Raw genomic sequence first — 14,814 nt, 5'->3', positions numbered from 1 at the left:
ACAATAGTATTTTTTAATTGGAAGGAATAAAAAATAATTTGTACACTAGATATAGGCATTAGTCGTAAAAATTATCAGAATTTAAAATTAATTCAAAAATAAGTAATAAATATAAAAAGATCATTTTACAAATGTGTTGATATATAGATTGAATCTTTCAATAACGGTTTCTAAATGAAAGAAGGGAAAGAAAATGTATCTAAAAGTAGAAGGGAAAAAATATTCTTTTGAAAAAGGAGAAAATCTTTTTCATGTTCTTTTGAATTATAAAATAAAAATTGAGACTTCATGTGGAGGCAATGGAATTTGTGGAAAATGTAAAGTAAAGATATTACAAGGACAAGTAGAAGAGATGTTAGAAGAAGAACAAAGATATTTATCCCAAGAAGAAATCAATGAGGGAATACGACTGGCTTGTATGATTAAACCTACTAGCAATATAACCATACAACTTTTAAAAGAAAATAAAGAAGAACATAAAATATTAACAAATGTATCTATCCCTTATTTTCCAATACAGCCTTCTATTCAAAAAAAAGTATATAGTATTCCCAAAATGAAGCTAAAGCAATATAATTCCTATGAAAATTTTTTAAAAGGAATTGTTGGACTCAATAGAGGTTCCTTTCCTATAGATATCATCAGAAAACTTCCTGAAATATTGGAAGAAAATGAAGTAACAGCCATCTACCAAAAGGATGAATTGATAGGAGTAGAGCCTAAGAATACATCTTCCTTACTTTATGGAGTTGTTGTAGATATTGGTACAACTACAGTAGTTGCATCTTTGGTAGACTTAAATGAAAAAAAGGAAATGTCCTCAGAAAGAATGCTGAATCCTCAAAATCAATATGGGCTAGATATATTATCTCGAATTAAATTTGTCAAAAGCAAAAAAGAAGGATTAGAAATTCTTCAAAAAAATGTGATAGATTGCTTGAATCAATTAATAGAAAAGTTATGTAGAAAGCATAAAATATTCAAAAAGAATATTTATGAAATAGTTGTGGGAGGAAACAATGCTATGATGCATTTCTTCTTAGGAGTACAGATTGATTTTTCAGAAAAATCTCCATCGGTTCCTGTATTTTGTGAGCCTAAAAATATAAAATCATCTATGGTTGGAATAGAGATTGCACCATTTGCAAATGTATATTGTCTTCCTAGTGTATCAAGCTATATAGGAGCAGATATTGTAGGTGGAATTTTAGTAAGTGGTCTTTATAAGAAGAACAAAAATGTATTATTTGTAGATATTGGAGTGAGTGGAGAAATTGTTTTATCTAAGAGTGGAGAATTGTCCTCCTGTTTTTGTTCATCAGGTCCAGCACTGCAAGGGATGAATATTGAATATGGAATTGGATCCTGTGAAGGAGCTATTGAAGTGGTAAAAATAGAAGGTGGGAAAATAAGTTTTAAAACAATAGAAAACAAACAACCTCTAGGGATTTGTGGAAGCGGCATTGTAGATATTATTGCACAAATGCTTCAAAGGGGTATGTTGCATTCATCCGGAAGGATAAAAAAGAAAAAACAAATTCCTATAGATTTTCAAAAGTTTATTATAGAAGAAGAGAAAAAAAGAAAAATGATAGTAGATGAAGAACATAATATATTTATTACGCAAGAAGATATTCGTCAAATTCAACTTGCAAAGGGAGCTATTCTTTCAGGAATTTATGTGATTCTTCATGAAAATGATTTAAGGGTAGAGGATATAGATGAAGTAATGATTGCAGGAGAGTTTAGAGAGTATTTAAATGTAGAAAGCTTAGTAAGAATAGGAATGATGCCAGAAAAATTAAAAGATAAAGCACATTATATAGGAAATTCTTCTAGGATTGGAGCGCTTATGTGTTTACTTTCTCAATCTATACGACAAGAAATAGAAGGAATTTCAAAAAAAATAAAATATATAGAATTATCTAAAAGAAAAGGATATAAAAAATTATTAATGGATTGTTTAAAATTTATAGAATAAATAAAAACCCCTTAAGGGCAATACCCTTAAGGGGTTTTTATTCTTCATATACTAAAATATATTCATCATTTTTCACTTCAAATATTTTTTCGATTTCAGAATCTATTATTTTGTTAATATTATTACAACAAAATTTTGCTCCGATTCCACAATTAGAACTTAATTTTCTAGGAACAGGCATAAGTTCACAAAAAATATTATTCTTCTTTGCAAATCTATTAAATTTGATAGCTCCTGAATGAGTAAAAAAGACTGCTATATAATTTTTCATGGAGATATTATTTTGTGGCACGAATGACAAAATCTTCATTCCCTTCGTTTATTTGAAAAGTATATCCAGCATGTTCTAAAAATCTAGATACATTGTTTTTGGCAGTATTGTTATCTACTAAAATTTCTAAATCTTTAGGATTGTTAGCAATAGCTTTTTTAGTCATTAAAACAGGTTGAGGACATGACATGCCTCTTGTGTCTACTCTATCCAATTTTTACATCTCCTTTCACTTTTTTTGGTATGAACATTTCTGAATGTAAATATCCTATAACCCCTACAATGATTAAGCATACAATCACTGCAATTTGGCCATTAGGGGTAGGACCTTTTGGGCTAGATGCTAATCCAAAGTTGTGACAAATAGCAGCACCTATGAGCATACCCATGATAGTGATTACAGAATCTGTATTGCCTTCTCCAGATAAAATCAGTTGTCTCATAGGACATCCACCTAATAATACGGATCCTAGTCCACATAAAACCATACCTAAAAAATTCCACATACCATCATTATGAGCAACGGGTTGTTCTAAAAAACCTATCTTAAGATATCCTAATAATCCATTACCTATTAGGCTGAATATAAAAATAGCTATAAATCCTAAAAGCAAATAGGTGTCTTTAAATAAAATAAAATCTCTTATGCCTCCCACCATACAGAGCCTAGTTCTTTGACATAAAATACCAACGATTAATCCTGCCAATAAAGATATACTGACAGGAGCATACATGCTACCTGGTCCTTTTTGACTAAAGAAAATAAAAGATGGAGCGCTAACGAGTAAAATCAATAAAAATATATTGACGATAGGAAATAAAATCCCTTCTCCATTAGAAAGCTTATAGTTTCTTTTTAAATTAAAGCCTTTGTTTAAGAAGAAAATGCCTATAAAAATTCCCACGATAAATCCTAAAATACCAAAGAGAGCATTTAAATCTCCTCCTCCTAGGCGAAGAACCATTCGAAGAGGACAACCTAAAAACATTAAAGCACCAATCATAACTGCAATTCCTAATACAAAACGAATAAAAGGAGAAGAACCTCCTTGAGGACGAAATTCTTTATGCATGATTGCCATAATAAAAGAACCTAAAACTAATCCCATAATTTCAGGCCTTAAATATTGAACGATCTCTGCTCTATGTAGTCCTAATGCCCCTGAAATATCTCTAATAAAGCATGCAATACAAAATCCCATATTAGCTGGATTTCCTAATTTTACCAATAACACAGATACAATTCCTATAATGGTACCTGAAATAAGAATTCCTTTTTTTCCTTCCACATTCACCCCTCCTGTGATAGAATATTTTTAATATTGCGTATAAGTTAAGATTAACAATTTATACAATAAATGTTAAATAAAACATTCTTATAGTTTAAGATTGATGATAGATTTATCTTATGGGGGAATGAATATGAATGTGTATTTAGATCACGGAGCTACTTCTTTTCCAAAGGCTCCTGGAGTTGTAGAACAAATGAGTCATTATTTAAACCATATTGGATGTAATATTAATAGAGGAGCTTATGGGAGTTCTTTTGAGGCAGAAAATATAGTTTATGAAACAAGAGAGCTTATTGGTGAACTGTTTCATTTTAAAAGAAGTGAGAATATAGTTTTTACAAAAAATATAACAGAAAGTTTAAACGTCCTTTTAAAAGGAATGTTAAGTGAGAAGGATCATGTGATTGTATCTTCTATGGAGCATAATGCGGTGATGAGACCTCTTCATGCGATGAGGGTAGAATATACAAAGGTACCTTGTACTTCATTAGGAGAATTAAACTTAAAAGAAATCAAAAAGTATATAAAGTCTAATACAAAAGCAATTATTATGCTTCATGCTTCAAATGTATGCGGCACGATTCTACCCCTTGAAGAGGTAGGAAAAATATGTAAAGAGAATAAACTATTATTTATTGTAGATACAGCACAAACAGCAGGATTTTTAGATATAGATTACGAAAAATTAGGAGCAGATGCCATTGCCTTTACAGGGCATAAAGGACTTCTAGGGCCCCAGGGCATTGGAGGATTTTTAATTAGTGATGATATGGTCAATAAGGTAAATTCTTTTATACAAGGAGGAACAGGAAGTTTATCAGAGTATGAAGAACAACCTTTGTATATGCCAGATAAGTTTGAGGCAGGAACCATGAATATTCCTGGTATTTATGGATTTCATGCAGCATTAGAATATATACTAGATTACAAAATAGAAAATATACGAAAAAAGGAGATAGAACTTTTAGATAGATTTATGGAAGGGGTAGGAAATATGCCTCATCTACAAATTGTAGGAAAGAAGGATTTAAAAAATAGAACGAGTGTAATTTCTCTTGACGTGAAAGATTTAGATCAAGGGGAGGTTGCTTATAATCTTTATAAAGAATTTGGAATTATGATAAGATGTGGACTTCACTGTTCACCATCTGCTCATCAGACATTAAAAACATTTCCAAAAGGAACTATGAGATTTAGCTTTGGGCATAAAAATACAAAAAAAGAAGTAGATTATGCTGTAGAATCTTTGTATAAATGTATAAAGAAATCTTATACTTAAAAAACGATCATTGAAAAATTTCATCTTATCTGATAAAATGCCTATGCTATACTAAGATTAAGAAGTTCATAATTTATGAAAAAGGGGATAGAAACATGAGAAGAGTCATGAGTATGATTATGGGAATGGTTTTAATATTTGCGCTTTTTACAGGTTGTGCAAATCAAGCTCCTCAAGAAGAAGCTGCATCTAATGAAGCAGATTTTCAGTCACAAATTTTATTTAAAGGATCATCTACATTAGCGCCTGTCATTTCTAAAATTTCAACAGACTTTATTGAAAAATATGAAACATGGGATCAAGTAAATAAAGATTTTCCACAAAAGAGCATAGACATTTTTGTTTCAGCAGGAGGATCTTCAGCAGGAGTAAAATCTGTTATAGATGAAACAAGTGATTTTGGAATGACAGCAAGAAGTGTATCTGATGAAGAAAAAGGAAAAATAGAAGGGTATAAAGAGTATGTATTAGGATTAGATGCTTTAACTATTTCAGTAAATCCAGAAAACAATATACATAAAGTAAAGAAAAATTTAACAACAGAAGAAATCCAAAAGATTTTTTCGGGAGAATATAAATATTGGGACCAAGTAGAAAAAAGCCTTCCTCATGAAGAAATTGTTGTGGTAACAAGAGACTTAGGCGGTGGAGCTCATAAAGTATTCCAAAGCAAAGTTATGGGAGATCAAAAAGTAAGAGAGGATGCAATACAAGCTCCTTCTATGGGTGCATTAGTTACAAAAATTATGGAAAATAAAAATGCTGTAGGATATGCATCTTACGGAATGGTCAATCAAAATGAAGGAAAAATTATTACTTTAGATGTAGATGGAGTATCTCCAGCAAAAGAAAATATTGTAAATGGAGATTACAAAATTTCAAGACCTCTAGTGGTACTTACAAAGGGAGAAATACTTCCTCAAGCACAAATATTTATTGATTTATTAACAAGTGAAGAGGGAATGAAAACAATCGAAGATATGGGATTTGTTCCTGCAAAATAAAATTCAGAAGGTTTTCCTTCTGAATTTTATTCTATTTAAGGATGTGAGATGATGTATAAAGGAGAAAAAATATTTTTTCATATGGTGAGAATACTTACTTTTTTTTCTGTAGCTATTTTAACTTTTATTATCTTTTTTATTGCAAAGGAAAGTATAATTTTATTTAAACAAGTATCTTTTATAGATTTTATATTAGGAAGTCATTGGAATCCAACAGAAATTCATCCACAAGTTTCTATTTTCCCTATGATTTTGTCCACATTTTATGTATCCTTTGTAGCATTAATCATAGTCATTCCTATTGGAGTAGGAGCATCTATATTTTTAAGCAGTGTAGTAGATAGAAAAGTTAGAAATATGATAAAACCTGCTATAGATTTACTAGCAGGGATTCCATCTGTCATATATGGATTGATGGGTCTTTTGGTATTGGTAAAATTTTTTGAAAAGCATTTTTATTTTCCATCAGGAGAAAGTGTATTAGTGGGAGGGATACTCCTTTCTATTATGACCCTGCCATATATGATTTCTACTTGTGATGAATCTATGGTTAAGATTTTAGAACGATATAAAAAATCATCAGATGCACTAGGAATATCAAAGTGGCATATGATTAGATATCTTGTTTTACCATCCTCTAAAAAGAGTATATTGGCTGGAATGATTCTAAGCTTTGCAAGGAGTATGGGAGAGACTATGGCTGTTATGATGGTTATTGGAAATAGTCCTATTTTCCCCAAATTATTTGGAAAAGCTCAAACGATTCCATCTTTAATTGCCCTGGAAATGGGAGGAGCAGAAGTAGATAGTATTCATTATCATGCTTTATTTGCATCAGGCTTTGTACTTATGATGATTCTTTTTATTGTGAATATGATATTTTGCTTTTTAAGAAATTATATAAATGAATAAATTGTAGATCATTTTAAAAAGTTAGATTTTCATCAAATTTTAAGCAACGGAAATTCTGAATGAAATGAAAGAATTTCGCTTAGGCCATGAGCAGTGACCATAGGAACATGCGAATTTTTTATAGTATGAAAAAAAGAATAGAAAGATAGGAATGAAAAATATGGAAAAACATAGGGCTTTAAAAATCTGGAGTATAGGAAGTGGGATACTCCTTATAGGAATTGTCCTTTATATAAACTTCTACATTCTTATAAAAGGAATAGGAGGGATTGATAAAGAGTTTTTATCAGGAGTCCCAAAAGGATTTCCCCTAGGAACGGAGGGAGGTATATTTCCTGCCATAATAGGAAGTATATATTTTACTTTGATTGCATGTATCTTTGCGGGAATCATTTCTATTAGTACAGCCATCTATTTAAATTTTTATTGTACAAACAAAAACATACAGGGATTGATTCATTTAGTGACTCAATCTGTAGCAGGAATCCCATCTATTGTACTTGGTTTATTTGGATATACTTTTTTAGTTGTTCATTTAAAACTTGGGATTTCTTTATTGTCTGGAGGAATCATCTTAGGAATTATGATTTTTCCATTTATAGAAGTAAGAATTGAAAAAATCATTGGAGAGATAGATCAAGAAATGATTCATGCTTCTTATGCTCTTGGTGTATCCAAATCTTATACTTTTTTTAAAATCATACTTCCTATGTGTGTTAAAGAGATGATAGGAGCTATATCGTTAGCAGGAGGTTTTGCCATGGGTGCTACAGCTCCTATTTTATTTACAGGAGCAGTTGTATATGCACCTGTTCCTAAAAACATATTATCTCCTGCTATGGCGCTTCCTTATCATTTATATTTATTAATTGGAGAAGGAATTTCTATAGAAAATGCATATAAAACTGCTTTTGTTCTTTTGCTAATTTTGTTATTTTTAAACTCTATAGGAATGGGAATAGGGGTTTTTAGGAAGGAGGAATAAAGTGGAGAGTATACTCAGTATAAAAGATTTATGCATATCTTATGGAACCAAGAAAGTACTAAATAAAATCAATATAAATATTAAAAAAAATAAAATTACATCTATTATAGGCCCTTCAGGGTGTGGAAAATCTACATTACTTAAAAGTATCAACAGAATGCTAGAAGAAGAAAAAGAGGTCTTTGAAAGTGGAAATATATTTTTGAATGATATAGATATTAAAAGTATACAAAAAGAAAAAGTTCGAAAAAATATAGGAATGGTTTTTCAAAATCCTACTCCTTTTCCTCTATCCATTTATAAAAATATGACTTATGGTCCTATTTATTATAGAATGAAAGATCAAGAACAATTAAAATGTATAGTAGAAGAAAAATTAAAAATAGCAGGACTTTATGAAGAAGTGAAAAATGACTTAAAAATGAATGCTATAAAGCTTTCAGGAGGACAACAGCAAAGGCTTTGTATTGCAAGAGCCCTTACAGTAGAACCTAGAATTCTTCTTTTAGATGAGCCTTGTTCGGCGTTAGATATAAAAAACACACAAAATATTGAAAATATGTTAAAAGAATTAACCCAGAATTATACAATTGTAATTGTAACCCATAATCTTTCACAAGCAAGAAGAATATCTGATTATACATTATTTTTATTAGAGGGACAGGTCATAGAATATAAAGAGACAAAAGAAATATTTGAAAACCCTAAGGACCTAAGGACAAAGCAATATATAGGAGGAGTATTTGGATAACAAAAAAAGCCTTGAAAATTCAAGGCTTTTTTCTTTGGTACCCCATCAGGGATTCGAACCCTGGACACCCTGATTAAGAGTCAGGTGCTCTAGCCGACTGAGCTAATGAGGTATATCTTTGACCTGGATATTATTTTACTCCTTTTTTTAAATTTTGTCTACTCTATAAAAAATAATCTATAGTTATTTTTTATAGATAGATTTTATTTATAATTCATAGGGAATTATTTACAATATTTTAGATTGTTGACAAAGTATATTCTCCAAATTTGAAAATGAGTGACGTTTTTTATGACTTTAGCTACAAGGGAATTATTTGTAATACTTTAGATTTTATTGACTTTTTTACAATAGGGTGTTAACATACATAAATGTATTATTTTATATAGACCATATAATTCTAATGATAAGGGTTAGAAGTTTCTACGAGAAACCGTAAATTTCTCACTATGGTAAGTCCAAATAGTAAGTGCTAGACACATTGCTGCCATGGGATGATCCATCCCATGGAATTTTTTATTTAAAGAGAAATTAAAGGAGGAAAAATATGCAGAAATCTTTACTTCAATCATGCTTTAAATTATCAGAACATAAAACAAATGTAAAAACAGAGATTTTAGCAGGAGTTACTACTTTTATTACTATGGCTTATGCACTTTTGGTAATTCCTAATATTTTAAAAGTATCAGGAATGAATACTTTAGGACTTTTGGGAGATGAAGCATTAAATATTTCTATTTTGGGAGATCCTGTTGTAGGATCAGTTTTTACAGGAACTTGTTTGATTGCAGCTATTGGAACTTTAATAATGGCTCTTTATGCAAATTTACCTTTTGCAGTGGCGCCAGGAATAGGGCTTACAGCATTTTTTTCTTATAGTGTGTGCCTTACTCTAGGGTATACTTGGCAGCAGGGATTAGCTGCTGTAGCCATCTCAGGAATATTATTTATACTTATTACAGTGACGTCTATAAGAGAAAAAATTGTGGATTGTCTTCCACAAAATATAAAAGCAGCTATTCCAGGTGGAATTGGTCTTTTTATTGCACTTATTGGATTAAAAAGCGGAGGAATTGTAATACCTAATCCAGGGACTTTAATAAGCTTTGGAGATTTTACAGACAAAGGAGTACTTCTTACTCTTATAGGAATTGTGAGTATGTCTATTTTAATGGCTAGAAAAGTAAAAGGAGCTATGCTTATTTCTATTCTTTTGACTACACTTATAGGAATTCCTATGGGGATTACAAATGTAGAAGGACTCAAAGTGTTTAGTATGCCTCCATCTATAGAGCCTACATTCTTTGCTATGGATTTTAATGGACTATTATCACATAATGGAGCAGGTTTGATTGGCGCACTTACGAGTGTAGTCATGGTGGTTTTAACTTTTAGCTTGGTGGATTTATTTGATACAATAGGAACTTTAGTAGGAACAGCTCAAAAGGCAGATATGATTGAGAAAGACGGAAAAATAAGAGGAATGAAAAAAGCTCTTTTGGCAGATGCTATTGCAACTACATGTAGTTCTATATTTGGAGGGGCAACTACTGCTACCTATATTGAATCTACTGCAGGAATTGCAGAAGGAGGAAGAACAGGACTTACAAGTTTTGTAGTAGGAATACTTTTTATATTGTCATTATTTTTTGGTGGAATTGTAGGAATTGTACCAGCTCAAGCTACATCACCTGCACTGATTATAGTTGGAGTGCTGATGCTTGAATCTGTTAAAGATGTAAATTTTTCAGATTTTACAGAAGGAGTTCCTGCGTTTTTTACCATTGCTATGATGCCATTTACTTATAGTATTGCAAATGGAATCGCAGCAGGAATTATTTTTTATCCTATTATGAAAGTAAGCACAGGCAAATACAAAGAAGTACATCCGATTATGTATCTACTAGCTGTTTTATTTATCATAAGATTTATAGTATTACCAGAATAAAAAGGCAGTTCCTATAGGAACTGCCTCAAACTGAAGACAAACTATATTTTAGCAAAGTCATAAAAATAAGGAACAGTTATTGAGAATTTGTGAAAATATAGAATAAGTGAGAAAATGAATAGCATTACACTGTTTGAGCATAGCGAGTTTGTAATGCTATTTTCGATCGTTTCTATATATTTTCCAAATTTGAAAATTAGTGACGTTTTTTATGACTTTGTTTATTTTTAATTTAATATAGTAATTTCAATTCTTCTATTATTAGACCTTCCTGTAGAAGTTTTATTTGTATCAATAGGCTTTCTTTCTCCAAAGCCACTTACAGAAATTCTATTTTCATCAATTCCTTTTGTTTCTGTAAGAAATTTTACTACATGTATAGCACGGGCTACAGATAATTCCCAATTAGAAGGAAATTCTTTCGTACGAATAGGAAGATTATCTGTAAATCCTTCTACGATAATATCATTGTCTATATTTTTTAATTTTTCTCCAATATGATCTAATACTTCATAGCCTTCTTTTGAAATATTTGCTTTTGCACTTGGAAATAAAATGCTGTCTCTAAATCGAATCACAAGTCCTCTTTCATTTTCAAGGATTTTTACTTGATCTAGGAGATTATTTTTTCTTAAAAAAGTAATAAAATCTTCTTTGGAAGTTACTACATCTTTTTCAATGTCTGTAAGGCCAAATAGCTTTGCGGCTAAAGAATTTCTTTCTTCTTTTAATTTTTCGTTTTCAGAAGTTAAAGTAGATACTTTTTTTGAAAGAGAATCTTTGATTTCTGTAAGCATACTCATCTCTTTTGCATTGAGGCTAAAGAATATGATAAAAAAACAAAGAATAATAGTGATCATATCACTATAGGTAATAAGCCAATTTGTAGAAATATCTATGTCATATTGATCCTTATCATCCTCCATATTCTTCACCACTTTCTATTGTTTTTTTAGGATATGTTAGTCTTTGATCTTCTTTTAGCATAACGTTCATTTTATCAAAAACATTTCTAGCTGTATCGTTTTGAGAAATAAGTAAAATTCCTTCCATAATGATTCTATATTGCAATATATTTTGGTCAATATATTCTTTCATTCTTCCCATCAATGGAACTGCAATAAAATTTGAGATTAAACTTCCATAAAGAGTACTAATAAGTGCTGATGCCATATTACTCATAATCATATCTGTTTGATGAATATTAGACAAAAGACCTACCATTCCTAAAAGAGTTCCAATAAGTCCAAATGAAGGGGATACATGAGCAATCATTTTTAATACATTATGAGGTTTATAAAAATTTGCTTTTCTGGATTCAATATCTTTTTCCATAATTTCTCTCATGACTTCAGGCTTTTTATAGTCATTTAAAAGAGTCATAGCATCTCTTAAAAAAATATTTTCTTCTGAATCTATGTCTGATTGAATAGATAAAACACCATCTTTTTTTATTTTGACACTCAAATCATAAACCTTGTGAATAGAAGCTTCGTAGTTTATTTCTTCTTTAAAGCTTTTTTTGATCATTTGAATGGTATGAAGTAAAGTATCAAATGAAAAGCTTATAATGACAGATAGAAAAATACCAGCTAATATGATCTCTATAGCTGTGATATTGATAAAAGCTTTAAAGGTAATACTTCCTATGACTGCATGAATGAGTAGTAAGATGAAAAATATAATAATAGGAAGTTTCATATTTTTTATGTTCATAAGATTCCTCCAAACAATAAGATGATACGACAATTTTATCACAATTTTTAAGAATAAAAACAAGTATTTTTTGGTTTAGGACTATGAGACTAGGTTGCAGGAATGAAAAGATTTAGATAAAATATTTTAAGAAATATTTATGGATAGGAGGACTTTATGGAACTTAAAAAAATAAAAGGAAATACCTATTGTATTTTATCCGGTACAAATGTAGGTGTATTTTTGTTTAAAGATAAATATACATTATTAATAGATACAGGAAATAACAATCAACAAGCAAGGAAGAATTGTGAAATTTTAGGGCAAAATAATATGAATATAAAATATGTATTCAATACCCATCATCATATAGATCATGCAGGAGGAAATTATTTTTTAAAAGAAAATTATCCAGGAAGTATTATTTACTCATCTTCCAAAGAAAAATTATATATAGAAAATGAGGACCTTTTTATTATGAATCTTTATGGAGCAAGTCCTATTAAAATGTTGAGAAAAGAATTTATTCATGGGAAAAATATTGAAGTAGATGCTATTGTAGAAGAAGGAATGGAAAAAATAAATAATGAAAAATTTGAAATCATTTCATTGCCAGGACATACAAAAGGACAAATAGGAATAGGAACAAAGGATGGAGTATTTTTTTTGGCAGATTCTTTAATGAGTGAAGAAATATTTAAAAAATATAAAATGCCTTTTTTGATGGATATCAAAGATCAAATGAATACGTATGATAAAATACTTTCCCTAGATTATGAATATTATCTTCTAAGTCATGGAAACCATATATATAATAAAGAAGAAATAAAGACACTTGTTCAAAAGAATAAGGACAATTTAGAAAAATATATAGAAATTTGTAAAGAACTTTTAGCACAACCTAAAACAAGAGAAGAGCTATTAGAAGAAGTGATCGTTTTAGAGGATTTAGAAGTGGATTTTAAAGAATATCATTTTTTACATACGACCATAGGAGCCATACTCACTTATTTGTGCGAAGAGGAACTTTCTTATGAAATAGAAAATGGAAAGCTGTATTTTTATAAATGAATAACAACGGTATAAAAAAATGTCGAGCTTGTAGACAAAGTCATAAAAAACGTCACTGATTTTCAAATCTGGAAAATATATAGAAACGATCGAAAATAGCATTACAAACTCGCGTTGCTCAAACAGTGTAATGCTATTCATTTTCTCACTTATTCTATATTTTCACAAATTCTTAATAATTGTTCCTAATTTTTATGACGTTTGTCAAAATGTAGTTTATCAACAGTCTTAACGTTATAAAAAAACGTCACTAATTTTCAAATTTGAAAAATATATAGAAACGATCGAAAATAGCATTACAAACTCGCGTTGCTCAAACAGTGTAATGCTATTCAAATTCTTTCTTATTCTATATTTTCACAAATTCTTAATAACTGTTCCTTATTTTTTATAATGTTGATAGAAAGAATGGGTTATAAAAATTTTATACAACTAATTCTTGAATATAAAAAGGCTTAGGGGCGCTGCTTAAATCTATAATTTTTTGATTAGATAAAAGTTTGATCATAGGCTTTTGAATGAATCTATGATTCATAAATACAATTTCACCTATTTCTTGGTTTTTAAGCTTGACCTTTTGACCAATAAAACAATCTCCAATACGTTGTAAAAATACATACAATATTTTCGTATCTAATTGATTTTTATAGTCAGTCTCCATAGTTTTAATAGTATCTAGGACTGTAGCAGAAGATAAATTTTTAGATGTAAGCGTATTATAAGTATCTGCTACAGCAATAATTTTTGAAAAAAGTGGAATCTCTTCATCCTGTATTCCTATAGGATAGCCTTTTCCGTTTATGGCTTCATGATGAGATAAAATGGCTTTTTTGATTCTGCTAGAGATGGATAAATAAGGTTCAAGAATATGATAACTGTGAAAAACATGTTCTTGTATTTTCTTTTTTTCAAGAGCATTTAAAGGTTCTGTTTTATACAAAATAGCTTTAGGAAGCTTTAATTTTCCAATGTCAGAAAAAATAGCAGCTAAAAATAATTCTTCTAGGTCTTCTTCTACAAGATTTAGCCATTTTCCAATACAATAGCTGGTTAAAGCTACATGATAGCAATGAGTATAAATGGTAGTATCCATTTTTCTCATCATTTCTATAAGCTGAAAAATGTTTGTACCAATAGAGAAGATCTTAAGATGTTTCTTTGTATGTTCCTTTAAAGTTTCACGAGTCATAGGTTTTTTACACAATAGATCATTAAAGTCCGTATAAATACATCTTTTTGTTTGATGAAAATTTTCTTTAAAGTCAATAATCTCTTCTTCTCTTTTATTTTCTACATCCATATTTTTTATGTCTGGAATAATGAAATCATCATCATGGATTGAAGAATCTTCTTGAATTTGGATATTTACAAAATCAATACCGTAATTTTGAAAAAGAGAAATTACTCTTTCTAAGTCTTTGATACAATAGCCTTGATTTACTAATTTCTTTCCATCATCATTGATCACATCTTCACCGATAATCATATTTTCTTTCAAATTTTCTATAGGAATATTGATTGTTTGTATGATAGGTGTTTCCATACCCTATCCCCCCATTTCTTTGTATAGAAAAGTATACCTTTATGTATTATGAATAGATTCATGAAGGAAGAACAAAATCCTT

The 14,814-nt window shown here is 29.8% G+C and carries 14 protein-coding genes, 1 tRNA gene and 1 riboswitch; of the genes, 8 read left to right on the top strand and 7 right to left on the bottom strand.

All coding sequences use genetic code 11. The features are described 5' to 3' along the window. Positions 1-193: 193 nt before the first annotated feature. A complete protein-coding gene (locus BN2409_RS01695) occupies positions 194-1,981 on the top strand; it encodes an ASKHA domain-containing protein (RefSeq protein WP_053954937.1) in 1,788 nt (595 codons plus the stop codon). 37 nt (positions 1,982-2,018) lie between these two features. Here BN2409_RS01695 and BN2409_RS01690 read toward each other — a convergent pair whose 3' ends face one another. From BN2409_RS01690 to yedE, 3 genes are read right to left on the bottom strand one after another with little or no spacing between them, the layout of a single operon-like run. Beyond that, the gene (locus BN2409_RS01690) at positions 2,019-2,252 is read right to left on the bottom strand and encodes a putative Se/S carrier protein (protein ID WP_053955167.1); all 234 of its coding nucleotides are present in this window, start codon (positions 2,250-2,252) and stop codon (positions 2,019-2,021) included. Between the two features lie 7 nt (positions 2,253-2,259). Further along, complete coding sequence (locus BN2409_RS01685; protein WP_053954936.1) at positions 2,260-2,466, bottom strand: sulfurtransferase TusA family protein; 207 nt, start codon at positions 2,464-2,466, stop codon at positions 2,260-2,262. Further along, positions 2,459-3,541, bottom strand: coding sequence for a YedE family putative selenium transporter (yedE, locus tag BN2409_RS01680; RefSeq protein ID WP_053954935.1), 1,083 nt, complete (start codon positions 3,539-3,541; stop codon positions 2,459-2,461). Before yedE ends, BN2409_RS01685 begins: the two co-directional genes overlap by 8 nt. Positions 3,542-3,674: 133 nt before the next feature. Between yedE and BN2409_RS01675 the strand changes: the two genes are divergently transcribed. From BN2409_RS01675 to BN2409_RS01655, 5 genes are all read left to right on the top strand, one after another. Then, the gene (locus BN2409_RS01675) at positions 3,675-4,823 is read left to right on the top strand and encodes an aminotransferase class V-fold PLP-dependent enzyme (RefSeq protein WP_330375355.1); all 1,149 of its coding nucleotides are present in this window, start codon (positions 3,675-3,677) and stop codon (positions 4,821-4,823) included. 95 nt (positions 4,824-4,918) lie between these two features. Further along, positions 4,919-5,827 carry a phosphate ABC transporter substrate-binding protein gene (locus tag BN2409_RS01670; protein ID WP_053954933.1) on the top strand — a complete coding sequence of 303 codons (909 nt, stop codon included), beginning with the start codon at positions 4,919-4,921 and terminating at the stop codon, positions 5,825-5,827. A 51-nt stretch (positions 5,828-5,878) separates the two neighbouring features. Next, positions 5,879-6,739, top strand: coding sequence for a phosphate ABC transporter permease subunit PstC (gene pstC, locus BN2409_RS01665; protein WP_053954932.1), 861 nt, complete (start codon positions 5,879-5,881; stop codon positions 6,737-6,739). A 160-nt stretch (positions 6,740-6,899) separates the two neighbouring features. Continuing rightward, positions 6,900-7,724: a PstA family ABC transporter permease gene (locus BN2409_RS01660; RefSeq protein WP_242847896.1), complete on the top strand. Its 825-nt coding sequence runs from the start codon at positions 6,900-6,902 to the stop codon at positions 7,722-7,724. A 1-nt stretch (position 7,725) separates the two neighbouring features. After that, the gene (locus BN2409_RS01655; protein ID WP_053954930.1) at positions 7,726-8,475 is read left to right on the top strand and encodes a phosphate ABC transporter ATP-binding protein; all 750 of its coding nucleotides are present in this window, start codon (positions 7,726-7,728) and stop codon (positions 8,473-8,475) included. Between the two features lie 35 nt (positions 8,476-8,510). On the opposite strand, the gene BN2409_RS01650 is transcribed toward BN2409_RS01655, so the two are convergent. Next, positions 8,511-8,587 (bottom strand) — tRNA-Lys (locus BN2409_RS01650). A 258-nt stretch (positions 8,588-8,845) separates the two neighbouring features. After that, positions 8,846-8,945, top strand: a riboswitch (purine riboswitch). A gap of 77 nt (positions 8,946-9,022) precedes the next feature. Here BN2409_RS01650 and BN2409_RS01645 point away from each other — a divergent pair. Then, positions 9,023-10,423, top strand: coding sequence for an NCS2 family permease (locus tag BN2409_RS01645; RefSeq protein ID WP_053954929.1), 1,401 nt, complete (start codon positions 9,023-9,025; stop codon positions 10,421-10,423). A 227-nt stretch (positions 10,424-10,650) separates the two neighbouring features. On the opposite strand, the gene BN2409_RS01640 is transcribed toward BN2409_RS01645, so the two are convergent. Continuing rightward, positions 10,651-11,349: an OmpA/MotB family protein gene (locus tag BN2409_RS01640; RefSeq protein ID WP_053954928.1), complete on the bottom strand. Its 699-nt coding sequence runs from the start codon at positions 11,347-11,349 to the stop codon at positions 10,651-10,653. Next, positions 11,339-12,139 (bottom strand): motility protein A, encoded by an 801-nt coding sequence (locus tag BN2409_RS01635; RefSeq protein ID WP_053954927.1) that lies wholly within the window; start codon positions 12,137-12,139, stop codon positions 11,339-11,341. The genes BN2409_RS01640 and BN2409_RS01635 overlap by 11 nt, the downstream gene beginning before the upstream one ends. Before the next feature lie 156 nt (positions 12,140-12,295). On the opposite strand from BN2409_RS01635, the gene BN2409_RS01630 reads away from it, so the two are divergent. After that, positions 12,296-13,189 (top strand): MBL fold metallo-hydrolase, encoded by an 894-nt coding sequence (locus BN2409_RS01630; RefSeq protein ID WP_053954926.1) that lies wholly within the window; start codon positions 12,296-12,298, stop codon positions 13,187-13,189. A gap of 424 nt (positions 13,190-13,613) precedes the next feature. On the opposite strand, the gene BN2409_RS01625 is transcribed toward BN2409_RS01630, so the two are convergent. Then, complete coding sequence (locus BN2409_RS01625; protein ID WP_053954925.1) at positions 13,614-14,732, bottom strand: HD-GYP domain-containing protein; 1,119 nt, start codon at positions 14,730-14,732, stop codon at positions 13,614-13,616. Positions 14,733-14,814: the final 82 nt, after the last annotated feature.

The sequence above is a fragment of the Inediibacterium massiliense genome (genome assembly GCF_001282725.1).
GTDB lineage: Bacteria > Bacillota > Clostridia > Peptostreptococcales > Thermotaleaceae > Anaerophilus > Anaerophilus massiliensis.
This window is presented reverse-complemented; position numbering and strand designations above follow the sequence as displayed.

Bases quoted from the DNA above. Each gene is read 5' to 3' on its own strand.
- BN2409_RS01695 (WP_053954937.1), top strand. From the start codon at position 194: ATGTATCTAAAAGTAGAAGGGAAAAAATATTCTTTTGAAAAAGGAGAA.
- BN2409_RS01690 (WP_053955167.1), bottom strand. From the start codon at position 2,252: ATGAAAAATTATATAGCAGTCTTTTTTACTCATTCAGGAGCTATCAAA.
- BN2409_RS01675 (WP_330375355.1), top strand. From the start codon at position 3,675: ATGAATGTGTATTTAGATCACGGAGCTACTTCTTTTCCAAAGGCTCCT.
- BN2409_RS01670 (WP_053954933.1), top strand. From the start codon at position 4,919: ATGAGAAGAGTCATGAGTATGATTATGGGAATGGTTTTAATATTTGCG.
- pstC (WP_053954932.1), top strand. From the start codon at position 5,879: ATGTATAAAGGAGAAAAAATATTTTTTCATATGGTGAGAATACTTACT.
- BN2409_RS01660 (WP_242847896.1), top strand. From the start codon at position 6,900: ATGGAAAAACATAGGGCTTTAAAAATCTGGAGTATAGGAAGTGGGATA.
- BN2409_RS01645 (WP_053954929.1), top strand. From the start codon at position 9,023: ATGCAGAAATCTTTACTTCAATCATGCTTTAAATTATCAGAACATAAA.
- BN2409_RS01640 (WP_053954928.1), bottom strand. From the start codon at position 11,349: ATGGAGGATGATAAGGATCAATATGACATAGATATTTCTACAAATTGG.
- BN2409_RS01635 (WP_053954927.1), bottom strand. From the start codon at position 12,139: ATGAACATAAAAAATATGAAACTTCCTATTATTATATTTTTCATCTTA.
- BN2409_RS01630 (WP_053954926.1), top strand. From the start codon at position 12,296: ATGGAACTTAAAAAAATAAAAGGAAATACCTATTGTATTTTATCCGGT.
- BN2409_RS01625 (WP_053954925.1), bottom strand. From the start codon at position 14,732: ATGGAAACACCTATCATACAAACAATCAATATTCCTATAGAAAATTTG.